We start from the raw sequence: 24,370 nt of genomic DNA, 5'->3' as shown, positions 1-24,370 counted from the left end.
CAACCGATACAGGAGACCATTCCCATGGCATTGATGGGACAAATGATGGGCGCGCCGTTGCTCATTTCCTCCATCATCACCCACGCCGCCCGCCATTACGGCAGCACCGAAATCGTTTCGCGGCGCACCGAAGGGGATCTCCACCGCTATACCTACCGCGATTGCGAGCTGCGCGCCCGCAAGCTGGCGCAGGCGCTGATCAAGCTGGGCGTGCAGCCCGGCGAGCGGGTCGGCACGCTGGCGTGGAACGGCTATCGCCACCTCGAGATCTATTACGCCGTATCGGGGATGGGCTCGGTCTGCCACACCATCAACCCGCGGCTGTTTCCCGAGCAACTGGCCTACATCGTCAATCACGCCGAAGACCGCTATGTGTTCTTCGACCTGACCTTCCTGCCGCTGGTCGAGGGCCTCGCGCCGCATTGCCCGCAGGTCAAGGGCTGGGTGCTGATGAGCGACCGCGCGCATCTGCCGGCCGAATCGAAGCTGCCGCTGCTGTGCTACGAGGATCTGCTCGAGACGCAGGATGGCAACTACAGCTGGCCGAGCTTCGACGAGAACACCGCGTCGAGCCTGTGCTACACCTCGGGCACCACCGGCAACCCCAAGGGCGCGCTCTATTCGCATCGCTCGACGGTACTGCACTCGTATGCGTCGGCGTTGCCGGATGCCCTGGGCTGCTCGGCCAAGGACGTGATCCTGCCGGTCGTGCCGATGTTCCACGTCAACGCCTGGGGCCTGCCGTACTCGGTGCCGCTGGTCGGCGCCAAGCTGGTGTTTCCGGGCGCCAAGCTCGACGGCGCCTCGCTGTACGAGCTGTTCGAGCAGGAGCAGGTTACCTTCTCGGCCGGCGTGCCGACGGTCTGGCTCGGCCTGCTGCAGCATGTGCAGGCCAACAAGCTGCGCTTCTCCAGCTTCAAGCGCACGGTGATCGGCGGCTCGGCCGCGCCGCCGGCGATGATCAAGGCGCTGAACGCGCTGGACGTTGAGGTGATCCATGCCTGGGGCATGACCGAGATGTCGCCGCTGGGCACCACCTGCAAGCTGCTGAACAAGCATCTGTCGCTGCCGCCCGAGCAGCAGCAGGCCATCCTCGAGAAGCAAGGCCGGGTGATCTACGGCGTCGACATGAAGATCGTCGACGGCGAGGGGCGCGAGCTGCCGTGGGACGGCAAGGCCTTCGGCGACCTGATGGTGCGCGGCCCCTGGATCATCGATCGCTATTACCGCAGCGACAGCTCGCCGCTGGTCGACGGCTGGTTTCCGACCGGCGATGTGGCGACCATCGACGCCGACGGCTACATGCAGATCACCGACCGCAGCAAGGACGTGATCAAGTCCGGCGGCGAATGGATTTCGTCGATCGACGTCGAGAACGTCGCCGCGGCGCATCCGGCGGTACATATGGCCGCCTGCATCTCGGTCCACCATCCGAAGTGGGACGAGCGGCCGCTGCTGGTGGTGATGAAGAAGCCCGGCACGGAGCTGACGCGCGAGGAATTGCTGGCCTTCTTCGAGGGCAAGGTCGCCAAATGGTGGATCCCTGACGATGTCGCCTTCGTCGACGAGATCCCGCTGACGGCCACCGGCAAGATGCAGAAGCTGAAGCTGCGCGAGCAGTTCAAGGACTATCGGCTGCCGACGGCCTGAGCAGGGCCGTCGCAGAACACGTGCAGCAACGGCGGCGCCTGCCCGGTGCCGCCGGGGAAGCAAAACGGGCCGATCGGGCAAGCCGCGCGCATGGCAACGTGCAACACAGCGGCAGCCCCGGTCGCCCGCTCAACACGATAGCCAACGAGAGAAAGAGAGAAGGAGACAAACCATGATCAGATTGCGTCCGCTCGTCGCCGGCGTGGCATTGCTCGCCGCGCTGGGTCCGGGGGCCGCCGCGGCGGATACGGTGAAGATCGCGTTCATCGATCCGCTGTCGGGGCTGATGGCGCCGGTTGGCCAGAACCAGCTCAAGAGCTGGCAATACGTCGCCGAACTGGCCAATCAGAAGAACTGGGCCGGCGGGCACAGGTTCGAGGTCGTGGGCTTCGACAACAAGCTCTCGCCGCAGGAGAGCCTGACGATCCTGAAGCAGGCCGTGGACCAGGGCATCCGCTACGTGGTGCAGGGCAACGGCTCGTCGGTGGGCCTGGCGCTGCAGGACGCGGTGGCCAAGCATAACGAGCGCAACCCCGGCAAGGAGATCATCTATCTGAACTATGCCGCGGTCGATCCGGACATGACCAACTCGAAATGCAACTACTGGCATTTCCGTCTGGACGCGAACTCCGACATGAAGATGGAGGCGCTGACCACCTATCTGGCGCAGGACCAGAACGTCAAGAAGGTCTACCTGATCAACCAGAACTACTCGTTCGGCCACCAGGTCGCGCGCGCCGCCAAGGAATACCTCAAGCGCAAGCGCCCCGACATCCAGGTGGTCGGCGAGGACCTGCACCCGCTGGCGCAGGTCAAGGACTTCTCGCCCTATATCGCCAAGATCAAGGCCGCCGGCGCCGATACGGTGATCACCGGCAACTGGGGCAGCGACCTGGCGCTGCTGATCAAGGCGGCCAAGGACGCCGGGCTGAACGCCAACTTCTACACCTACTACGCGGCCACCACCGGGGTGCCGACCGCGATGGGCGCGGCCGGTGCCGAGCGCGTGCGCTATGTCGGGTACTACAACCCGAACAACAAGGGCTTCCGCGGCTCGGAGGTCATCGAGGGCTACGAGAAGAAGTACAACGACGACTTCTACGTGATGGCTTCGTACACCGGCATCGCGATGCTGAGCAAGGCGTTCAAGGACACCAAGTCGACCGATCCGGTCAAGGTGGCCAAGGCGCTCGAGGGCATGAAGGTCGAGAGCATGAACGGCACCGTCGAGATGCGCGCGACCGACCACCAGGCCCAGCAGCCGCTGACCGTGGCCACCTGGACCAAGGTCGACGGCAAGGAAGTCAAGTACGACCAGGAAAACACCGGCTACGGCTGGAAAACCAACGCGGTGCTGGACGCGCATGTCGCCGCCCAGCCCACCTCCTGCCAGATGAAGCGTCCAGGCTGATTCGGGACGCGCCACACGCGGCGCGCTCGCGCGGCCCATGCCCGCCAGAGCCGGTGGTATGCTGCCGGCCCCTGGGGGCACACCACCGGCCGCCGCGCCCGCCCTCGCTTCGCCTTCGCCGGTCGGCGGCGCACGCCGCCCGACCGGCGCCAGATGGAAGGACTGGCTGTGGAATTCTTCATCATCTCGCTGTTGAACGGCCTGAGCTACGGGCTGCTGCTGTTCATGCTGTCGTCGGGCCTGACGTTGATCTTCAGCATGATGGGCGTGCTGAACTTCGCGCATGCGAGCTTCTACATGCTCGGCGCCTATTTCGCGTATTCGATCTCGACCAAGATCGGCTTCTGGCCGGCGCTGATCGTCGCACCATTATTGGTCGCGGTGGCCGGCGCGGTGGTCGAGCGCTTCGGCCTGCGCGCGGTGCACAAGTACGGCCACGTCGCCGAGCTGCTGTTCACCTTCGGCCTGGCATACCTGATCGAGGAGGGCGTCAAGCTGGTCTGGGGGCTGGCCGCGGTGCCGTACCGGATTCCGGCCGAACTCGACGGTCCGCTGTTCACCGTGTTCACCTCGGCGTTCCCCAAGTACCGCGCCTTCATGATGCTGGTGTCGCTGGCGATGCTGGTGGCGATCTACCTGGTGCTGACGCGCACGCGCATCGGGCTGGTGATCCAGGCCGCGCTGACCCATCCCGAGATGGTCGAGGCGCTGGGCCACAACGTGCCGCGGGTCTTCATGCTGGTGTTCGGCGGCGGTGCCGCGCTGGCGGGCCTGGCTGGCGTGATCGGCGGCAATGCCTTCGTCACCGAGCCATCGATGGCGGCCGCGGTCGGCTCGATCGTGTTCGTGGTAGCGGTGGTCGGCGGCATGGGCTCGCTGGTCGGGGCGTTCATCGCGTCGATCCTGATCGGGCTGCTGCAGACCTTCGCGGTGACCATCGACGCGTCGCTGGCCGGCATGTTCAACTCGCTGGGGCTGAACGTGACCAGCGAGACGCCGTTCTATTCGCTGTGGCGGCTGACGGTGGCGCAGGTCGCACCGGTGCTGCCGTATCTGCTGCTGGTCGTGATGCTGATCTTCCGCCCGCGCGGCCTGATGGGAACCCGGGAGAGCTGAGGCGATGGAATCGACGATGCAACGCACGCAAGATACTGCGATGAACGGCCGCACGATGCGCTATCGGCCGTTGAACCTGGGCCGCTGGCTGATCTGGGGCGCCACGGCGCTGCTGATGCTGGTGCTGCCGCTGATCTTCACCGGCGGGTTTGCCATCACGCTGATGTCGCAGATGGGCATCATGATCGTGTTCGCGCTGTCGTACAACATGCTGCTCGGGCAGACCGGCATGCTGTCGTTCGGCCACGCGGTCTACTCGGGGCTGGGCGCCTTTATCGCAGTGCATGTACTGAACATGGTGGGCGCCGGCACGGTGTGGCTGCCGGTGTCGCTGCTGCCGCTGGTCGGAGGCCTGGCCGGCGCGTTTTTCGGTGTCATCTTCGGCTACGTGACCACCAGGAAGTCCGGCACGACCTTCGCGATGATCACGCTGGGCATCGGCGAGATGGTGTTCGCCAGCTCGCTGATGTTCCCGGAGTTCTTCGGCGGCGAGGGCGGCATCTCGACCAATCGCGTGGTGGGCGAGCCGTTCCTGGGCATCACCTTCGGCCCGGGCCGCCAGGTCTACTACCTGATCGCGATCTGGTGCCTGCTGTCGATGGCGGCGATGTATGCGTGGACGCAGACGCCGCTGGGCCGCATCGCCAACGCGGTGCGCGACAATCCGGAGCGCGCCGAATTCATCGGCTACAACACGCAGCGCGTGCGCTACCTGGTGCTGATCCTGTCGGCGTTCTTTGCCGGCATCTCGGGCGCGCTGGCGGCGATCAACTTCGAGATCGTGTCGGCCGAGAACGTCAGCGCGGTGCGCTCGGGCGGCGTGCTGCTGGCCGCCTTCATCGGCGGCGCGGGCTTCTTCTTTGGACCGGTGATCGGCGCGGTGGTGTTCGTGCTGTTCGCGGTCGCGCTGTCGGATCTGACCAAGGCCTGGCTGCTCTACCTGGGCCTGTTCTTCGTGCTGATGGTGATGTTCGTGCCGGGCGGGCTGGCCAGCCTGCTGATGATGCAGCTGCCGCTGGTGGCGCGCGGCAAGCTGCGCCAGATGCTGCCGTCCTACGGCCTGTGCGCGCTGGCCGGGGTGGTGCTGCTGGCGGCGATCATCCTGACGGTCGAGCTCGTCTACAAGGTGCAGGTCGACAGCGCCAACGGCACCGCGATGACGCTGTTCGGCATCGGCTTCGATGCCGGCACGCTGGCGCCGTGGGGTGTTGCCGCCGCGCTGTGGCTGGCCGGCCTGGCGGCATGGCGGTTCACGGTGGGCCTGGCGCGCGCGCGCTGGGACAAGGTGCAGGCGGAAATCGCGGGAGGAGCGGCATGAGGCGGGATACCACGGCGGCGCTGGAGCTGACCGATGTGCGCAAGCGCTTTGGCCAGACCGAAATCATCCGCGGCGTGACGCTGAACATCACGCGCGGCGAGCGCCATGCGCTGATCGGCCCCAACGGCGCGGGCAAGTCGACCACCTTCAATCTGATCTCGGGCCGGTTCGCGCCGACCTCGGGCTCGGTGCGGCTCAATGGCGAAGAGATCGGCGGCCTGCAGCCCTTCGTGATCAATCGCAAGGGCTTGTCGCGCAGCTTCCAGATCACCAACATCTTTCATCGGCTGACGGTGTTCGAGAACCTGCGCTGCGCGGTGCTGTGGTCGCTCGGTTACAAGTACTCGTTCTGGCACCGGCTGTCGGAGCTGCGCGATGCGCGCGAGCGGGCCGAGGAGGTGCTGGAACTGATCGGCCTGCAGCATCGGCGCCATACGCAGTCGGGCCTGCTGACCTACGCCGAGCAGCGCGCGCTGGAGATCGGCATCACCATTGCCGGCGGCGCCGACGTGATTCTGCTCGACGAGCCGACCGCGGGCATGAGCCGCTCGGAGTCGGACCATGCGGTCGAGCTGATCCGCAAGGTCACCGTGGGGAAGACGCTGGTGATGGTCGAGCACGATATGAGCGTGGTATTCGGGCTGGCCGACCGCATCTCGGTGCTGGTCTACGGCGAGGTGATCGCCACCGGCACGCCAGAGGCCATCCGCAACGATCGCCGCGTCAAGGAGGCCTATCTGGGCACGACGCTGGACGAGGGCGAGGGAGTGCACTGATGGGCAAGCGCATGCTGGAAGTGCAGGGGCTGCACGCCTACTACGGCAAGAGCCATATCCTGCATGGCGTCGATCTGCATATCGACGAGGGCGAGATCGTCGCGCTGCTGGGGCGCAACGGGGTCGGACGATCGACGATGGCGAAGGCCATCCTCGGCATGGTCAAGGCCGAGGGTTCGGTGCGATTCCGCGGCGACGAGATCCTCGGCCGGCGCACCTTCGAGATCGCCCATCTGGGCGTGGGCTATGTGCCGGAGAACCGCGACATCTTCCCGACGCTGACGGTGCGGCAGAACATGCTGCTCGGCGAGAAGCCGAACCCGCGGCAGAGCCGCCCGCGCTGGAGCACCGACGACATGTTCGCGCTGTTCCCGCGGCTCAAGGAGCGCGAGAACACGCCGGCCGGCGTGCTGTCCGGCGGCGAGCAGCAGATGCTGACGCTGTGCCGCACGCTGATGGGCGACCCCGACCTGGTGCTGATCGACGAGCCGACCGAAGGGCTGGCGCCGATGATCGTCGCCCAGGTCGCCGACTATCTGAAGGTGCTGAAGGAGCGCGGTGTTTCGGTGCTGCTGATCGAGCAGAAGCTGGCCATCGCCCTCGACATTTCGCAGCGCGTCTATGTGATGGGGCACGGCCATATCGTGTTTGAAGGGACGCCGGCGGAGCTCAAGGGCAATGCGCAGGTGCGCAAGGAGTGGTTGGAGGTTTGATCGGCCGTATCGGTCGATTCGGCGCCGTTTCCCTCTCCCCGGCCCTCTCCCGCGAGCGGGAGAGGGAGGTCACACGCGGTGCAGATCAAGGCCATCGGTTTGCACCCCTCTCCCGCTTGCGGGAGAGGGGCTGGGGGAGAGGGCAGCAGGCGCTCGCCGGGCACCTCTGGTTCTCTTCACGACGATCACTTCGACCCCGTCATGCACCCCATGAAGGCGCGACATGCAGCCCCCGCATGGCGCGCCTTTTTTGTGCCTGCAGCGGCGAATTTCTCCTCCAAAATAGAAATTGAACGACCGTTCTATTTTGTGTATGCTTGTTTCGCTCGCCTCCCCGGCCAGCCGGCTCGCGCCTACTATTCCCAAGGCGCACCGGGATACCGATGGCGCAGTCGAAGTCAAAACAATATTCGAGAATTCGAATCCCGAGACAACCAAGACACCAAAGGAACCAGCATGACAGCGCAGTATCAGGTTCAGGACGGCATCGCCGTCATCACGCTCGACAATCCCCCTGTCAACGGCCTGGGTCACAGCACCCGGCTTGGCGTCGTCGAAGGCATGACCCGTGCGCTGGACGATGCCGCGGTCAAGGCGGTCGTCATCACCGGCGCCGGCAAGGCGTTCTCGGGCGGCGCCGATATCCGCGAGTTCAATACGCCGAAGGCGACGCAGGAGCCGACGCTGCATTCGGTGATCAAGGTGATCGAGAATTCGACCAAGCCGGTCGTCGCCGCGGTGCATTCGGTGGCGATGGGCGGCGGTCTGGAGCTGGCGCTGGGTTGCAACTACCGCGTCGCTTCGAAGGGGGCGCAGATCGCGCTGCCCGAAGTCAAGCTGGGCATCCTGCCGGGCGCCGGCGGCACGCAGCGTCTGCCGCGCGTGATCGGCCTGGAAGCCGCGCTCAACATGATCGTCACCGGCAACCCGGTGCTGTCGGAGAAGTTTGCCGGCACCAAGCTGTTCGACGAGATCGTCGATGGCGACGTGCTGCCGGCCGCGATCGCGTTCGCCCGCAACGTCGCGTCAGCCTCCGGCGCGCATCCGAAGGTGCGCGACCTGAAGGTGCGCCATGAGAACGCCGAGGGCTTCATCGCCTTCGCCAAGAACACCGTCGCGGCCGTGGCCAAGAATTTCCCGGCGCCGGGCAAGTGCGTCGAGGCCGTGGCCGCTTCGCTCAAGCCGTTCGACGAGGGCCTGCGCATCGAGCGCGAAGGCTTCATGTTCCTGGTCAACACGCCGGAGTCGCGCGCGCTGCGCCATGCCTTCTTCGGCGAGCGCGCTGCCAGCAAGATCCCCGACGTGCCGTCGGACACGCCGACCCGGAAGATCGAGAAGGTCGCGGTGATCGGCGCCGGCACCATGGGCGGCGGCATCTCGATGAACTTCCTGAACGCGGGCATCCCGGTCACGGTGCTCGAAACGAAGCAGGAAGCGCTGGACCGCGGCGTGGCGACGATCCGCCGCAACTACGAGAACAGCGCCAAGAAGGGCAAGCTGACCCAGGAGAAGGTCGAGCAGCGCATGGGCCTGCTGTCGACCACGCTGTCCTATGACGACATCAAGGACGCCGACCTGATCATCGAGGCGGTATTCGAGGAAATGGGCGTCAAGGAAACCGTGTTCAAGAAGCTGGACGAGGTCGCCAAGCCCGGCGCGATCCTGGCCTCGAACACCTCGACGCTGGACGTCAACAAGATCGCCTCGTTCACCAGTCGGCCGCAGGACGTGGTCGGCATGCACTTCTTCAGCCCGGCCAACGTGATGAAGCTGCTGGAAGTGGTGCGTGGCGAGAAGACCGGCAAGGACGTGCTGGCCACGGTCATGCAGGTCGCCAAGAAGATCAAGAAGACCGCGGTGGTATCGGGCGTCTGCGACGGCTTCATCGGCAACCGGATGATCGAGCAGTACAGCCGCCAGGCCGGCTATCTGCTGGACGAGGGCGCGCTGCCCGAGCAGGTCGACAAGGCCATCGAGAAGTTCGGTTTCGCGATGGGCCCGTTCCGCATGGGCGACCTGGCCGGCAACGACATCGGCTGGGCGATCCGCAAGCGCCGCGCGGTCGAAAAGCCGGACATCCAGTATTCGAAGACCGCCGATCTGCTGTGCGAGATGGGCCGCTTCGGCCAGAAGACCGGCGCGGGCTGGTACGACTACAAGCCGGGCGACCGCAAGCCGTATCCGAACCAGCAGGTCAACGAGATGATCGTCCAGCATTCCAAGGATCTGGGCATCACGCGCCGCAAGATCTCGGACGAGGAGATCGTCGAGCGTCTGGTGTACGCGCTGGTCAATGAAGGCGCGAAGATTCTCGAGGAAGGCATTGCCTCGAAGGCCTCGGACATCGACATGGTCTACCTGACCGGCTACGGCTTCCCGCTGCACCGCGGCGGCCCGATGCTGTATGCGGACCAGGTCGGCCTGTACAACGTGCTGCTGTCGATGCAGCGCTATGCCAAGGGCTACCACGGTGAAGCGTGGGAGCCGGCGCCGCTGCTCAAGAAGCTGGCGGCCGAGGGCAAGGGCTTCAACGGCTGAACGATATAGACAGCGAACGCAGCGAACGGCACGGGAAACCGACGCGATGGACACGACCCTGCGCAGACGCTTCGGCAACAGCGATTGCCTGCTGGTGATCGATGTGCAGAACGACTTCATGCCCGGCGGCGCGCTCGCCGTGCCCGAAGGCGACCAGGTCGTGCCGGTGATCAACCGGCTGGCCAACGCGTTCTCCCATGTCGTGCTGACGCAGGACTGGCATCCGGCCGACCACGTGTCGTTCGCGGCCAACCATGCCGGCGCGGCGCCGTTCCAGACCACCACGCTGCCGTATGGCGAGCAGGTGCTCTGGCCCGCGCACTGCGTGCAGGGGCAACCCGGCGCCGAGCTGCATCCGCAATTGGCGGTGCCGCACGCGCGGCTGGTGATCCGCAAGGGCCATCAGCGCGAGGTCGACAGCTATTCCGCCTTTGTCGAGGCGGATCGCACGACCCCGACCGGGCTGGCCGGCTATCTGCGCGAGCATGGCGTGCGTCGGGTGGTCTGCGTCGGACTGGCGACCGACTACTGCGTGGCCTGGAGCGCGCTGGACGCGCGCGCCGCGGGCTTCGACGCGGTGGTGGTCGAGGACGCCTGCCGCGCGATCGACCTGAACGGATCGCTGGATGCCGCCTGGGCGAGCCTCGCCGAGGCCGGCGTCGGCAGGGTGCGCGCCGCCGAGCTGCTGAGCTGACATTGCCCGGCGCGATGAGGCGCGCGGGCACCGAGACATCGAGATACACCAGACACCGAGAATACTGAGGAGCAACAAATGAACGAGGCAGTGATCGTATCGACCGCACGGACCGGTCTGGCCAAGAGCTGGAAGGGCGGCTTCAACATGACGCACGGCGCCACCCTCGGCGGCCATGTGGTCCAGCACGCGATCGCGCGCGCCAACATCGAACCGGGCGAGGTCGAGGACGTGCTGATGGGCTGCGCCAACCCCGAAGGCGCGACCGGCGCCAATATCGCGCGCCAGATCGCGCTGCGCGCCGGCTGCCCGGTGACGGTGCCGGGTGCCACGGTGAACCGCTTCTGCTCGTCGGGCCTGCAGACCATCGCGATGGCCGCGCAGCGCGTGATCGCGGACGAGGGCGACATCTTCGTCGCCGGCGGGGTGGAGAGCATCTCCTGCGTGCAGCAGGAAATGAACCGCCACATGATCCAGGAAGGCTGGCTGGTCAAGAACAAGCCCGAGATCTACTGGAGCATGCTGCAGACCGCCGAGAACGTCGCCAAGCGCTACAACATCCCGCGCGAGCGCCAGGACGAGTACGGCGTGCAGAGCCAGCTGCGTGCCGCGGCGGCGCAGGAGGCCGGCAAGTTCAACGACGAGATCGTGCCGCTGACCGTGCTGGCCGGCGTGGCCGACAAGGCCACCGGGCAGCTGGTGACGCGCGAGGTTACGGTCTCGGCCGACGAAGGCATCCGCCCGGATACCACCTACGAAGGCGTGTCGAAGATCCGCACGGCGATGCCGGGCGGCGTGATCGCGGCGGGCAACGCGTCGCAGTTCTCGGACGGCGCCTCGGCCGCGGTGGTGATGAACGCCAAGCTGGCCGAGCAGCGCGGCCTGAAGCCGCTGGGCGCGTTCCGCGGCTTCGCGGTCGCCGGTTGCGAGCCCGATGAAATGGGGATCGGCCCGGTGTTCGCGGTGCCCAAGCTGCTGAAAAAGACTGGCCTGAAGGTCGAGGACATCGGCCTGTGGGAGCTGAACGAGGCCTTCGCCGTGCAGGTGCTGTACTGCGCCGACAAGCTGGGCATCCCGATGGACCGCCTGAACGTCAACGGCGGCGCGATCGCGGTGGGCCACCCCTACGGCGTGTCGGGCGCGCGTCTGGTCGGCCATGCGTTGATCGAGGGCAAGCGCCGCGGCGTCAAGTACGTGGTCGTCACCATGTGTATCGGTGGCGGCCAGGGCGCGGCCGGCCTGTTCGAGGTGCTGTAAGCCGAGGCCGCGGTGTCCACCGCACCGTCCACTGGCTCCGCCAGCGAGCCCGGCGAGCGCGGCAAGCCGCGCGACCTGGGTCCGTCGGGCGACCTGTTGACCCACGGCAGGGCGGTTCTCGCCGAGCAGCCGTTCTCGGTGCTGCTCGGCGCGGAGCTGACCGTGCTGACGCCGCAGCGCGCCGAGCTGCAGCTGCCGCTGCGCCAGCCGTTGAAGCAGCAGCATGGCTTCGCCCACGGCGGCGTGGTCAGCTATCTGGCCGACAACGCGCTGACCTATGCCGGCGGCGCCGCGATGGCGGCGCCGGTGGTGACGTCGGAATACAAGATCAATTACGTTCGCCCCGCGCTGGGCGAGCGCTTGATCGCGCGTGCCGAGTGCGTCAGCCGCGGGCGCCAGCAGGCCGTGGTCCGCTGCGATGTCTTTGCCGTCCAGGACGGCGAGGAAAAGCTGTGCGCGGTCGCGCAGGGCACCATCGCGCGGATGGGCGAGGCGGGCTGAGCGGTCCTTTTTTTGGGATGGGGGCGGGTTGCCCTCTCCCCCGGCCCCTCTCCCGCAAGCGGGAGAGGGGAGCAAACCGACGCATTCGCAAGAGTCGCCGGTGCTCTCCCTCCCGCGAGCGGGAGAGGGAGCAAACCGACGCATTTGCAAGAGTCGCCGGTGTTCTCCCTCCCGCGAGCGGGAGAGAGGGAGCAAACCGACGCATTTGCAAGAGTCGCCGGTGTTCTCCCTCTCCCGCTTGCGGGAGAGGGCCGGGGAGAGGGCAACCCACGCTCGCATCCCGCATCCATTCCCATCCCAAGGAGCGGCAATCGCCATGTCGTTGATCCTTTCCCGCCGCGATCTCGATTTTCTGCTCTACGAGTGGCTCGATGTCGAAACGCTGACGCGCATCCCGCGCTATGCCGACCACTCGCGCGAGACCTTCGATGCCGCGCTCGATACCTGCGAGAAGATCGCCACCGATCTGTTCGCGCCGCACAACAAGAAGAACGACCAGCAGGAACCGCATTTCGACGGCGAGACCGTCACCATCATTCCCGAAGTCAAGAGCGCGCTGAAGGCGTTCTGCGACGCCGGCCTGATGGCGGCCGGGCAGGACTACGAACTGGGCGGCATGCAGCTGCCGGTGGTGGTCGAGAAGGCCGGCTTCGCGTATTTCAAGGGCGCCAACGTCGGCACCAGCTCCTATCCCTTCCTGACCATCGGCAACGCCAATCTGCTGCTGACGCACGGCACGCCGGCGCAGATCGAGACCTTCGTCAAGCCGGAGCTGGAAGGGCGCTTCTTCGGCACCATGTGCCTGTCCGAGCCGCAGGCCGGCTCGTCGCTGTCGGACATCACCACGCGCGCGGAGTACGAGGGCGAGTCGCCGCTCGGCGCGCAATACCGGCTGCGCGGCAACAAGATGTGGATCTCGGCGGGCGAGCACGAACTGTCGGACAACATCGTGCATCTGGTGCTGGCCAAGATCCCAGGCCCGGACGGCAAGCTGATTCCCGGCGTCAAGGGCATCTCGCTGTTCATCGTGCCGAAGTACCTGGTCAACCCGGACGGCTCGCTCGGCGAGCGCAACGATGTCGTGCTGGCCGGCCTGAACCACAAGATGGGCTATCGCGGCACCACCAACTGCCTGCTGAATTTCGGCGAGGGCACGCGCTACCGGCCGGGCGGCAAGCCGGGCGCGATCGGCTATCTGGTCGGGCAGCCGCACCAGGGCCTGGCCTGCATGTTCCACATGATGAACGAGGCCCGCATCGGCGTCGGCCTCGGCGCGGTGATGCTCGGCTACACCGGCTATCTGCACGCGCTGGACTATGCGCGCAACCGGCCGCAGGGGAGGCCGGTCGGCCCCGGCGGCAAGGACCCGTCGAGCCCGCAGGTCAAGCTGATCGAGCATGCCGACGTGCGCCGCATGCTGCTGGCGCAGAAGAGCTATGTCGAGGGCGGGCTGGCGCTGAACCTGTATTGCGCGCGACTCGTCGACGAGGAGCGTGCCGCCGCCACGGCCGGCGATACGGCCGAACATCAGCGGCTGGCCTTGCTGCTCGATATCCTGACGCCGATCGCCAAGAGCTGGCCGTCGCAATGGTGCCTGGAAGCCAACAGCCTGGCGATCCAGGTGCACGGCGGCTATGGCTATACCCGCGAATACAACGTCGAGCAGTTCTACCGCGACAACCGCCTCAATCCGATCCACGAAGGCACGCACGGCATCCAGGGGCTGGACCTGCTGGGGCGCAAGGTCGTGATGAAGGACGGCGCCGCCTTCAAGGCGCTGGGGCAGGTGGTGCAGGCCAGCATCGAACGCGCGATGGCCAGCGGCGACGCATCCCTCGGCACGCATGCCAATGCGCTGGCCGCGCGCGTTGCGCGGCTGGCCGACGTCACGGCCCAACTGTGGGCGGCCGGCGATCCGGCGGTGACGCTGGCCAATGCCTCGGTCTATCTGGAGGCGTTCGGCCACGTGGCGGTCGCGTGGATCTGGCTGGAGCAGGCGATGCTGGCGCATACCGCGCTGGCGGCGCTGCCGTCGGGCCATGCGGACGCGGACTTCTATCGCGGCAAGCTGGCGGCGGCGGACTACTTCTTCCGCTGGGAATTGCCGAAGGTCGGTCCGCAGCTGGATCTGCTGGCAACGCTGGACCGCACCACGCTCGACATGCAGGACGCCTGGTTCTGACCGGCGCACCGGCACGGCAGCACCGTATAACGAGGAGACACCATGAAGACCATCGCTGAATTGTTCGACTTGAAAGGACGCACCGCGTTGATCACCGGCGGCTCGCGCGGGCTCGGCCTGCAGATTGCCGAGGCGCTGGGCGAGCAGGGCGCGCGCCTGGTGCTGTCGGCACGCAAGGCCGACGAGCTGAAGGCCGCGCAGGAACATCTGAAGGCGCGCGGCATCGAGGCCGACTGGATCGCCGCCGACGGCTCGCGCGACGACGAGATCGCGCGGCTGGCCGACGAGGCGCTGGCACGGCTTGGGCACGTCGACATCCTCGTCAACAACGCCGGCGCAACCTGGGGCGCCCCGGCAGAGGACCATCCGGTCGAGGCCTGGGACAAGGTGATGAACCTGAACGTGCGCGGGTTGTTCCTGCTGACCCAGCGCATCGGCAAGCAGTCGATGATTCCGCGCCGCTACGGCCGCATCATCAATGTCGCCTCGATCGCCGGGCTGGCCGGCAATCCGCCGGGCACGATGGAGACGATCGCCTACAACACCTCCAAGGGCGCGGTGGTCAATTTCACGCGCACGCTGGCGGCCGAATGGGGCGAGCACAATATCACCGTCAACGCGCTGGCGCCGGGCTTCTTCCCGTCGAAGATGACGCAGGGCTCGCTGGCGCGCCTGGGTGTCGACAAGATGTGCGAGGGCGTGCCGCTGCACCGCCTGGGCGACGACGAGGACCTGAAGGGCGCGGCACTGCTGTTCGCGACCGAGGCAGGCAAGCACATCACGGGGCAGATACTGGCGGTGGATGGGGGCGTCAGCGCGGTTTGAACCACCCCTCTCCCCAGCCCTCTCCCCATGAGGGGAGAGGGAGAACACAGTTGGCTCGCCTGAATGCGCCACTGGTTTTCTTCCCTCTCCCGCTCGCGGGAGAGGGACCGAGGGAGAGGGCAAGCAGCGCATCCCGACCGACAACCCCAGCCATCGCCACCGCGCCAAGGACCATCACATCATGACCGAGCCCCGCAAAGGCTTTCCGATCCCGATTCCTTTTGTCGACAACCTCGGCCTGCGCTGCACGCATATGGGCGGCGGCGTCAGCGAATTGGAGCTCGACATCGAGCAACGCCATCACAACGGCTGGGAGATGGCGCACGGCGGCGTGCTGATGACGCTGCTCGATGTCGCGATGGCGGTGGCCTGCCGCTCGGCCGATACCGAGGACGGCCGTGGCGTGGTGACCATCGAGATGAAGACCAGCTTCATGGCGCCGGGCCGCGGCACGCTGATCGCGCGTGGCGATTGCGTGCATCGCACCACCTCGATGGCGTTCTGCGAGGCCGAGATCGTCGACGCGGACGGCAAGCTGGTCGCGCGCAGCTCGGGCACCTTCAAGTACGTCCGCCGCTCGCCGCCGCAGCGCGCGGAAACCGCACCGGACACCGGCGCCGACGGCTGACAAGCGCCACGCCGGCACGGCCGCTCAACCGCATCCAAAGAGAAAAAACAAATGGAGACACCATGCAGGCCACTCGACGTGGGCGTTCGCGCCTTCGCCAGATCGTTCGTCGAATCGTCCCTTCGCCGCTGTCCGTCGCGGCCGCGCTGCTGACCGCCATGACGATGCCCACGCAAGCGCAAACGCCGCCGGCGCGCACCTATGCCGATGCCGCGGCCACCGATCCGATCGCGCTCGGATGGATGCAGGGCTTTCCGCCCGCGCCGGACAAGGTCATCAGCTTCAGCGGCAAGAGCAACGGCTTCCCGCGGCACCGCTGGACCTTCTCGCACGTGCGCGAACTGGTGCCGACCGTCTCGGTGTGGCGCGGCCCGGGCCCCGTCTCCGCGCTGCCGCGCGCCGAGCACGATATCGGCGGCGTGCCCTTCGTCGACGCCGACGGCACCCGTCGCACCTTCGCCGACATGCTGGCGCTGACCTATACCGACGGCATCCTGGTGATGCACAAGGGCAAGGTCGTCTACGAAAAATACTTCGGCGCGCTGCAGCCGCAACTGCCGCACGCGGCGTTCTCGATCACCAAGAGTTTCGTCGGCACGCTGGCGGCGATGCTGGCCACCGAGGGCAAGCTCGATCCGAATGCGCCCGTCACGCGCTATGTGCCGGAGCTGGGGGACACGGCCTATGGCGACGCCACCGTGCGCCAGGTGATGGACATGACCATCGGCGTCAAATTCTCCGAGGACTACGCCGATCCCAAGGCCGAGGTCAACGACTATGCGCGCGCCGGCGGCATGATTCCGCGCGCGCCCGACTATGCGGGCCCGCGCACCTTCTACGAGTTCCTCGCCACGCTACGCAAGGAGGGGGAGCACGACCGCGCCTTCGCCTACAAGACCGTCAACGCCGAGGTGCTGGCCTGGATCGTCCAGCGCGCCTCTGGCGTGCCGCTGCCCAAGCTGATGTCCGAGAAGCTGTGGCAGCCGCTGGGCGCCGAGGAGGACGCCTACTTCACCGTCGACAGCATCGGCACGCCCGGTGGCGGCGGCGCGATCAGCACCACGCTGCGCGATCTGGCGCGCTTTGGCGAGGCGATGCGCAACGACGGCCGCTTCAACGGCCGTCAGGTGATTCCCGCCGCGGTGGTCGCCGAGGTGCGCGGCGGCGGCGACCGCGCGAAGTTTGCCAAATCGGTCTATGCTCATCTGCCTGGCTGGAGCTATCGCGATATGTGGTGGGTCTCGCACGACGATCACGGCGTGTTCGAGGCGCGCGGCATCTTCGGCCAGCGCATCCATATCGATCCGAAGGCCGAGATGACCATCGTGCGCTACGCCTCGCACCCGATCGCCGGCAATGCCGCCAACGACCCGATCACGCTGCGCGCCTACCGCGCGCTGGCGCTCGCGCTGATGCAGCGCTAAGCCGCAAGGCCCACGCTGACGCCAACGCCAACATTTACGTCCAACGTCTTACGACCACTCGACAAAGGAACGTCCCATGCCCGATACCTACAAGCGCATCGTCCTCGCCTCCCGTCCCAGCGGCGCCGTCTCGCCGGACAACTTCCGGCTCGAGCAGGTGCCGGTACCCGAGCTCGCCGACGGGCAGGTGCTGGTCCGCAACCACTATCTGTCGCTCGACCCGTATATGCGCGGCCGCATGAACGAAGGCAAGTCCTACGCGACGCCGCAGCCGCTGAACGAGGTGATGATCGGCGGCACCGTCGGCGAGGTGGTCGCCTCGCGCAATCCGAAGTACGCGGTCGGCGACAAGGTGCTGGGCATGTTCGGCTGGCAGGAGATGGGCGTCAGCGACGGCAGCGGCATGCAAAAGGTCGACACCAGCAAGATCCCTTTGTCGGCTTATCTGGGCGCGGTCGGCATGCCCGGTGTCACCGCCTGGTACGGGCTGAACCGCATCATCGCGCCGAAGGCCGGTGAGACCGTCGTCGTCAGCGCGGCCTCGGGCGCCGTGGGCAGCGTGGTCGGACAGCTGGCCAAGATGGCCGGCTGCCGCGCGGTCGGCATCGCCGGCGGCAAGGAAAAGTGCGACTACGTGGTCAACGGGCTGGGCTTCGACGCCTGCGTCGACTACAAGGCCGCGTCCGACCCGAAGGCGCTGTACGCGATGCTGAAGGAAGCGACGCCGCAGGGCGTCGACGGCTACTTCGAAAACGTCGGCGGCGAGATCCTCGACGCGGTGCTGTCGCGGATGAATGCCTTCGGCCGCATCGCGGTCTGCGGCATGATCGCCGGCTACGACGGCGAGCCGCTGCCGATGAAGAACCCGCAGCTGATCCTGGTGTCGCGCCTGAAGATCGAGGGCTTCATCGTCTCCGAGCACATGGACGTGTGGCCGCAGGCGCTGTCCGAGCTCGGCGGCGCGGTGGCGCAGGGCAAGCTCAAGTTCCGCGAGAGCGTCGCGCAGGGGCTGGAAAGCGCGCCGGAGGCCTTCATGGGCTTGCTCAAGGGCAAGAACTTCGGCAAGCAGCTGGTCAAGCTGGTCTGATCGGCTTTCGTTATCCGCAGGAGACCGCGATGAACGCTCCCATCCAGGCACCGCCGCGTGCCAGCCGCGCCGACGAGATCGGCGCCGATCTGCCCGAGGAAATCAAGGCCAAGTACCGCGTGCTGCCGCGCCCGCCGCGCTTCGAGACCCATGCCGAGGAGCGCCTGCACCGCAAGCAGCGCCTGGCGGCGGCCTTCCGGCTGTTCTCGAAGTTCGGCTTCGACGAGGGCGTGGCCGGCCATATCACCGCGCGCGACCCCGAGTTCCCCGACACGTTCTGGGTCAATCCGTTCGGCGTGCATTTCAGCCAGGTCAAGGTGTCGAACCTGATCCGCTGCGATCACCACGGCAACGTGGTCGAGGGCGATCATCCGGTCAATGCGGCCGCCTTCGCGATCCACTCGCGCGTGCACCAGACCCGCGAGGACGCGGTAGCGGCCGCGCATTCGCACAGCACCTATGGGCGCGCCTGGTCGACGCTGGGCCGGCCGCTCGATCCGCTGACGCAGGACGTCTGCGCCTTCTACCAGGACCACGCGGTCTACGACGACTTCGGCGGCGTGGTGGTCGAACTCGACGAGGGCCAGCGCATCGCCAATGCGCTGGGACCGAACAAGGCGGTGATCCTGCAGAACCACGGCCTGCTGACGGTGGGCCGCACCGTCGACGAGGCGGCCTGGTGGTTCATCACGATGGAGCGCTCCTGCCAGGTGCAGCTGCTCGCCGAGGCGGCCGCGGCCCGCACCGGCGGCGCGCCGAAGACGATCTCGGACGCCGCCGCGCGCCAGGCTTACTCGATCGTCGGCACCGCGCAGGCAGGCTGGTTCCAGTTCCAGCCGCTGTACGCGCGCATCGTCAAGGAGCAGCCGGACCTGCTCGACTGACGCAGGGAAGGAGACCGCCATGAAGCAGTTCCAGGAAAGGGTGGCCGTGATCACCGGCGGCGCGTCGGGATTCGGCAAGGAATTCGCGCGCCTCGGCGCGGCGCTCGGCATGCGGCTGGTGCTGGCCGATGTCCAGCAGGACGCGCTCGACACCACGGTGGCCGAGCTGCGCGCACAGGGCGCGCGCGTGATCGGGTTGCGCGTCGATGTATCGAAGGCCGAGCAGGTGCAGGCGCTGGCCGATGCCGCGATCGAGGCGTTCGGCGAGGTCAATCTGCTGTTCAACAATGCCGGCGTCGGCGCCGGCGGCCTGGTCTGGGAGAACTCGCAGAAGGACTGGGACTGGGTGCTCGGCGTCAACCTGCATGGCGTGATTCACGGCGTGCGCATCTTCACGCCGCTGATGCTCGAGGCCGCCGCGCGCGATGCCTCGTACGAAGGCCATATCGTCAATACCGCGTCGATGGCGGGCTTGCTGAACCCGCCGGCGATGGGCATCTACAACGTGTCCAAGCATGCGGTGGTGTCGCTGTCCGAGTCGCTGTACCAGGACCTGGCGCTGGTGACCGAACAGGTGCATTGCTCGCTGCTGTGCCCGTATTTCGTGCCGACCGGCATCCACCAGTCGCACCGCAATCGTCCGGCCGACCTGAGCAACGAGGCGCCGCCGACGCGCTCGCAGCTGGTGGCGCAGGCGCTGTCGGACAAGGCCGTCACCTCGGGCAAGGTCAGTGCCGAGGACGTGGCGCGCATGACCTTCGATGCGATCCGCGAGCAGCGCTTCTACATCTATTCGCATCCGCACGCGTTGGCGCCGGTGCAGCAGCGCTTCGAGGACATCGTGGGCCAGCGCAACCCCGGCGATCCGTTCGCGGGCAAGCCGCAGGTACGGGCGGAGTTGGTGGCCGCGCTGCGGGGCTGAGCCCAACCAGGGATGGCGCAGGCACGGAGCATGCATCGCATCCGTCGTCTCCCCATCAAGGGGACGACCGGACAGACACCACAGAGAGGAGACCATGAGCACACCGGCCGTGATCCATCATCTGCAGTACGCCTCCCTGCCGAACGGTACGCGGCTGCACTACGCCAGCGCTGGGCAGCGCGGCAAGCCGCTGATGCTGTTCGTCCATGGGTTTCCGGAGTTCTGGTACGCGTGGGAGGCGCAGCTGGCGGAATTCGGCCAGACCCATTTCGCGGTCGCGCCGGACCTGCGGGGCTTCAATCTGTCGAGCAAGCCGGCCGCGGTCGAGGCCTACAAGCCGCGCCATCTGGTCGAGGACCTGGTGCAGTTCGTCGCGGCGCTAGGCTACGACCGCTGCGTGGTGGTGGCGCACGACTGGGGCGGGGCGGTCTGCTGGAACCTGGCGATCCAGTATCCGGCGCTGGTGCAGCAGCTGATCATCATCAACGCGCCGCACCCGTATCTGTTCGCCCGCGCGCTGGCGGAGGATCCGCGGCAGCAGGCGGCGTCGGCCTATATGAACTGGCTGCGCAAGCCGGGCTGCGAGCAAGTGCTGGCGGCCGACAATCATGCAAAGCTGGCCGGGTTGCTCTCTGGCGGCGACGCGCCGCCTGACTGGTTTACCGGCGAGACCCGCGACAAGTACCTCGCCGCCTGGTCGCAGCCGGGCGAGGCGGGCTCGCATCCGCTGACCGGCAGCGTCAACTACTATCGCGCCTCGCCGCTGCATCCGCCGGCGCCGGGGGAGCCGCCGCCCGACCTGTCGCGGCTCGACCCGGAATCCTTCGTCGTGCGCGTGCCGACGCTGGTGATCTGGGGCGAGAACGATCGCGCGCTGCCGAAGTCGCTGGTCGACGGGCTTGATCGCTTCGTGCCGCAGCTGCGGCTGGAGCGGATTCCCGAAGGCACGCACTGGGTCGTGCACGAGCAGCCGGAGCGGATCAATCTGTTGATTCGGAGTGCGTTGGGGTAGGGGTCAAGGGGAGAGGTCGCGAGCGCTGTTGCCCTCTCCCCCAGCCCCTCTCCCGCAGGCGGGAGAGGGGAGTCCGGTGTGCGAGCACAAGCGCAGTTCGCGAGAGTTATCGCATAGCTGTTGATTTGCTCCCCTCTCCCGCTCGCGGGAGAGGGGTGGGGGAGAGGGCAACCAGCGTCCGCCATCCCCCGAACGTCAAAGCCCCCCAAACGCCCCCAGCCTGTCCCGATACAGCCGGTAGTTCTCGTCGTCGAAGCAGACGAAGGTCACCTGTTCGATCGTGTCGGCTTCGGCCAGCGCCTCGCGCACCGCGGCGATCGCGATATCGGCCGCGTGCTCGCGCGGGAAGCCGTAGACCCCGGTGCTGATGTTCGGGAAGGCCAGCGTGCGCAGCCGATGCTCGGCGGCAAGCTTGATGCTGTTGCGATAAGCACTGGCCAGCAACTCGTCCTCGTTCTCGTTGCCGCCGCGCCAGACCGGGCCGACCGCGTGGATCACGTAGGGGGCCGGCAGCAGGCCGCCGGTGGTGATCACCGCCTGGCCGGTCGGGCAGCCGCCCTGGCGCTCGCGGATCTCGCGGCAGGCGGCCATGATGGCCGGACCGCCCGCGCCGTGGATCGCGCCATCGACGCCGCCACCGCCGAGCAGGCCGCTGTTGGCCGCGTTGACGATCGCATCGACCTCCATCCGCGTGATATCGCCGTGCACCACCTGCAAGTGTTCGCCAGCCATGCCTGCCTCCTTGCGTCCGATGCGCCTGGCACCGATCGAGCCTTACATCGATCGAGCCTTACATCGATTGAGCCTTACATCGATTGAGCCGAATGAGCGTTGCTTCGAATGCGCCTTACATCGATTCCGCCAGCATACGCCGATAGTCCTCGGCGCTCGCTTCCTTCGGATTGGTCTTGTGACAATGGTCGGCCAGCGCGCCGGCCACGACCTTGTCGAACATCGCCTCGGTGACGCCCATCGCCGCCAGCCCGGTCGGCAAGCCAAGGCGCGCGGTCATGTCGTACACCGCCTGCGCGACATCGGCATCGGCCGGCAGATGCATGGCACGACGCAGCCGTCCATAGCGGTCCTCGCGCACGATGCTCGGCGCGTCGGCGTTGAAGCGCAGCACCGCGGGCATCACCACCGCGTTCAACGTGCCGTGGTGCAGGCCGGTGCGGCCGTCGATCTTCAGGCCGCCGAGCGGGTGCGACAGCGAGTGCACGCAGCCCAGACCCTTCTGGAACGCCATCGCGCCCTGCATCGATGCGCTCATCATGTTCAGGCGCGCCTCACGGTCGCTGCCGTCGCGCGTGGCGCGTTCGATATGGGCCCAGGCACGCTCGAGCCCGTCCAGCGCGATGCCGTCGGCCGGCGGATTGAAGGCGGGGGCGAGGAAGGTCTCGATGCAATGCGCGATCGCGTCCATGCCAGTCGCCGCGGTCAGTCCGGGCGGCAGGCCCAGCGTCAGCTCGGGATCGCAGATCGCCGACTTGGGCAGCAGATGCCAGGAGTGGAAACCGAGCTTGCGCCCGTCGTCGAGGATGATGATCGCGCCGCGCGCGACCTCGCTGCCGGTACCGGAGGTGGTCGGCACGGCAATCAGCGGCGCGGCGCGCTCGGTGATCTTGCCGCTGCCGCCCTCGATGGTGGCGTAGGTCGTCAGCTCGCCCTCGTGCGTGGCCAGGATCGCGATCCCCTTGGCAAGATCGATCGAAGACCCGCCGCCCACCGCGATCAGGCCGTCGCAGCCCTCGCTGCGGTATTGCGCCGCGGCCTGGCGCACCATCGCCTCGGTCGGATTGGATGGGGTGTCGTCGAACACGGCCACCGGCAGCCCCTGCAGCGCATCGATGGCGCGCTGCGCGATGCCGGCGGCGACCACGCCCTTGTCGGTCACCAGCAGCGGCCGCCGGATGCCGATGCGCTCGCATTCGGACTTCAGCAGCTTGACCGCGCCGAAATCCAGATGGATATGGGTCAGGTAATAGATAAAGGCCATCGTGCTTGTCTCCGTGATTGTTATATCGGCAGCGTCGGCGGCGCCGGCGTCATGACGCGGCGCCAGGCCGGCGCCCCTTGCAAACCGAGGATCGGACGATTGTCGCAGCGTTTTCCGTCTGGCGGGGAGGGGGCAAACGCGGTGTCGCGTTGCGACATTTTCCGCACAGGGATTCCCACAAAGCGCTAGCATCATACTAAAATCGAACGCTCGTTCACAATTCGAACTTCACCGCGGACTTCACCGCCAACTTCACCGCGAACTTCACCGGAATCCCGGCCGCGCCATCGCCACGCCATTCATGTCCGCCGTCCCGTCCGCGCTCCCCGCGTCCTCGCTCCCGCCCAGCATGCCAGGCATGCCGGCGCAGCCGCTCGATCCGCAGATCGCGCAGCTGCTGGACATGGTGGCGCGCGCGAAGCGGCCGCCGCTGCATCATCTGGACCCGGCCGACGCCAAGACCGCCTACGAGAAAAGCGCGCTGATCCTGGACGTGGCGCCGGAACCGGTGCACAGCGTCGAAGACATGACGGTGCCGGCCCGCGACGGTTACCCGATTCCGGTACGGCTCTATGCGCCGCGCGAGGCGAGCTGGGCCGAGCCCTTGCCGCTGCTGGTGTACTTCCATGGCGGCGGCTTCACCGTGGGCAGCATCGCCACGCACGAGCCGCTGTGCCGGCTGCTGTGCGCGCGGGCGGATGCGATGGTGCTGTCGGTCGACTACCGCCTCGGGCCGCAATGGAAATTCCCCACGGCAGTCGACGATGCGTTCGACGTGCTGCAGTGGGTCTTCGAACAGGGGGCGCGGCTGGGTGCCGATCCGGGCCGCATCGCGCTCGGCGGCGACAGCGCCGGCGGCACGCTCGCCGCGGCCTGCGCGGTGGAAGCGCGCAACCGTGGCCTCGCGCCGGTGCTGCAGATGCTGCTGTATCCGGGTACCAGTGCGCGCCAGGACACGCCGTCGCAGCGGGCGCTGGCCGACGGCTATCTGCTGACCGCGTCGATGATCCAGTGGTTCTTCGCGCAGTATCTGGACCGCGAGCAGAGCCGCGACGACTGGCGCTTCGCCCCGCTGGACGGCGGCGGCACCGGGGCCGACGTCAAGGGCTGCTGTCCGGCCTGGATCGCGGTGGCGGGCTACGACCCGCTGCACGACGAGGGCGTCGCGTATGCCGACAAGCTGCGCGCGGCCGGCGTGCCGGCAGAAGTGGCGGACTACCCCGGCATGATCCATGATTTCTTCAAGCTGGGACGCTTCGTCCCGGCGGTGGCGCGCGCGCACGACGATGCCGTGCGCGCGTTGCGAACGGCCTTCGGCACCGCGCCGCCCGGCTAGGGCGGCACTCGAAGCCAAGCCAAGGCGGTCGCAGAAACCCCGGTTTTTCAGGCAGTAACGAGTACCCGAGCAGTACCTTGTAGCAATAGGAGACGACTAC

21 protein-coding genes are annotated in these 24,370 nt (G+C 67.1%); 19 read left to right on the top strand and 2 right to left on the bottom strand.

Annotated elements, in window-relative coordinates; genetic code table 11:
* Positions 1–24 precede the first annotated feature (24 nt).
* The 18 genes from J5T34_RS08290 (at position 25) to J5T34_RS08205 (ending at position 20,938) form a co-directional block, all read left to right on the top strand.
* A complete protein-coding gene (locus tag J5T34_RS08290; protein ID WP_208579323.1) occupies positions 25–1,650 on the top strand; it encodes a 3-(methylthio)propionyl-CoA ligase in 1,626 nt (541 codons plus the stop codon).
* A 172-nt stretch (positions 1,651–1,822) separates the two neighbouring features.
* A complete protein-coding gene (locus J5T34_RS08285; RefSeq protein WP_208579322.1) occupies positions 1,823–3,061 on the top strand; it encodes a branched-chain amino acid ABC transporter substrate-binding protein in 1,239 nt (412 codons plus the stop codon).
* A gap of 168 nt (positions 3,062–3,229) precedes the next feature.
* On the top strand, positions 3,230–4,177 hold the full coding sequence (locus J5T34_RS08280) for a branched-chain amino acid ABC transporter permease (protein ID WP_174107001.1): 948 nt from the start codon (positions 3,230–3,232) through the stop codon (positions 4,175–4,177).
* A gap of 4 nt (positions 4,178–4,181) precedes the next feature.
* A complete protein-coding gene (locus J5T34_RS08275; protein ID WP_208579321.1) occupies positions 4,182–5,495 on the top strand; it encodes a branched-chain amino acid ABC transporter permease in 1,314 nt (437 codons plus the stop codon).
* Entirely contained in the window at positions 5,492–6,271 is a 780-nt protein-coding gene (locus tag J5T34_RS08270; protein ID WP_208579320.1) for an ABC transporter ATP-binding protein, read from the top strand. The genes J5T34_RS08275 and J5T34_RS08270 overlap by 4 nt, the downstream gene beginning before the upstream one ends.
* Positions 6,271–6,984: an ABC transporter ATP-binding protein gene (locus J5T34_RS08265; RefSeq protein ID WP_174106967.1), complete on the top strand. Its 714-nt coding sequence runs from the start codon at positions 6,271–6,273 to the stop codon at positions 6,982–6,984. The genes J5T34_RS08270 and J5T34_RS08265 overlap by 1 nt, the downstream gene beginning before the upstream one ends.
* A 456-nt stretch (positions 6,985–7,440) precedes the next feature.
* Positions 7,441–9,522, top strand: a complete 2,082-nt coding sequence (locus tag J5T34_RS08260) for a 3-hydroxyacyl-CoA dehydrogenase NAD-binding domain-containing protein (RefSeq protein ID WP_208579319.1) — start codon at positions 7,441–7,443, stop codon at positions 9,520–9,522.
* Between the two features lie 46 nt (positions 9,523–9,568).
* Positions 9,569–10,216, top strand: a complete 648-nt coding sequence (pncA, locus tag J5T34_RS08255) for a bifunctional nicotinamidase/pyrazinamidase (protein WP_208579318.1) — start codon at positions 9,569–9,571, stop codon at positions 10,214–10,216.
* Positions 10,217–10,294: 78 nt separating this feature from the next.
* On the top strand, positions 10,295–11,473 hold the full coding sequence (locus tag J5T34_RS08250; protein WP_208579317.1) for an acetyl-CoA C-acyltransferase: 1,179 nt from the start codon (positions 10,295–10,297) through the stop codon (positions 11,471–11,473).
* A 93-nt stretch (positions 11,474–11,566) separates the two neighbouring features.
* Positions 11,567–11,974 (top strand): PaaI family thioesterase, encoded by a 408-nt coding sequence (locus tag J5T34_RS08245; RefSeq protein ID WP_208579364.1) that lies wholly within the window; start codon positions 11,567–11,569, stop codon positions 11,972–11,974.
* Between the two features lie 316 nt (positions 11,975–12,290).
* On the top strand, positions 12,291–14,156 hold the full coding sequence (locus J5T34_RS08240) for an acyl-CoA dehydrogenase (protein WP_208579316.1): 1,866 nt from the start codon (positions 12,291–12,293) through the stop codon (positions 14,154–14,156).
* 42 nt (positions 14,157–14,198) lie between these two features.
* Positions 14,199–14,981 (top strand): SDR family oxidoreductase, encoded by a 783-nt coding sequence (locus J5T34_RS08235; protein WP_208579315.1) that lies wholly within the window; start codon positions 14,199–14,201, stop codon positions 14,979–14,981.
* A gap of 181 nt (positions 14,982–15,162) precedes the next feature.
* The gene (locus tag J5T34_RS08230; protein ID WP_208579314.1) at positions 15,163–15,609 is read left to right on the top strand and encodes a PaaI family thioesterase; all 447 of its coding nucleotides are present in this window, start codon (positions 15,163–15,165) and stop codon (positions 15,607–15,609) included.
* Positions 15,610–15,773: 164 nt separating this feature from the next.
* Positions 15,774–17,033: a serine hydrolase domain-containing protein gene (locus J5T34_RS08225; RefSeq protein ID WP_432207641.1), complete on the top strand. Its 1,260-nt coding sequence runs from the start codon at positions 15,774–15,776 to the stop codon at positions 17,031–17,033.
* 76 nt (positions 17,034–17,109) lie between these two features.
* Complete coding sequence (locus tag J5T34_RS08220; RefSeq protein ID WP_208579313.1) at positions 17,110–18,120, top strand: NADP-dependent oxidoreductase; 1,011 nt, start codon at positions 17,110–17,112, stop codon at positions 18,118–18,120.
* Positions 18,121–18,149: 29 nt separating this feature from the next.
* On the top strand, positions 18,150–19,004 hold the full coding sequence (locus J5T34_RS08215; protein ID WP_208579312.1) for a class II aldolase/adducin family protein: 855 nt from the start codon (positions 18,150–18,152) through the stop codon (positions 19,002–19,004).
* A gap of 19 nt (positions 19,005–19,023) precedes the next feature.
* Positions 19,024–19,926 (top strand): SDR family oxidoreductase, encoded by a 903-nt coding sequence (locus J5T34_RS08210; RefSeq protein WP_208579311.1) that lies wholly within the window; start codon positions 19,024–19,026, stop codon positions 19,924–19,926.
* 94 nt (positions 19,927–20,020) lie between these two features.
* Positions 20,021–20,938: an alpha/beta fold hydrolase gene (locus J5T34_RS08205; RefSeq protein WP_208579310.1), complete on the top strand. Its 918-nt coding sequence runs from the start codon at positions 20,021–20,023 to the stop codon at positions 20,936–20,938.
* A gap of 195 nt (positions 20,939–21,133) precedes the next feature.
* Here J5T34_RS08205 and J5T34_RS08200 read toward each other — a convergent pair whose 3' ends face one another.
* Positions 21,134–21,670 (bottom strand): O-acetyl-ADP-ribose deacetylase, encoded by a 537-nt coding sequence (locus tag J5T34_RS08200; protein ID WP_208579309.1) that lies wholly within the window; start codon positions 21,668–21,670, stop codon positions 21,134–21,136.
* A 115-nt stretch (positions 21,671–21,785) separates the two neighbouring features.
* Entirely contained in the window at positions 21,786–22,934 is a 1,149-nt protein-coding gene (locus J5T34_RS08195) for an iron-containing alcohol dehydrogenase (protein ID WP_208579308.1), read from the bottom strand.
* A 358-nt stretch (positions 22,935–23,292) separates the two neighbouring features.
* Between J5T34_RS08195 and J5T34_RS08190 the strand changes: the two genes are divergently transcribed.
* Positions 23,293–24,270 (top strand): alpha/beta hydrolase, encoded by a 978-nt coding sequence (locus J5T34_RS08190; protein ID WP_208579307.1) that lies wholly within the window; start codon positions 23,293–23,295, stop codon positions 24,268–24,270.
* The last annotated feature ends 100 nt before the right edge of the window (positions 24,271–24,370 follow it).

Source organism: Cupriavidus gilardii (genome assembly GCF_017598945.1).
Taxonomy (GTDB): domain Bacteria; phylum Pseudomonadota; class Gammaproteobacteria; order Burkholderiales; family Burkholderiaceae; genus Cupriavidus; species Cupriavidus gilardii_E.
This window is presented reverse-complemented; position numbering and strand designations above follow the sequence as displayed.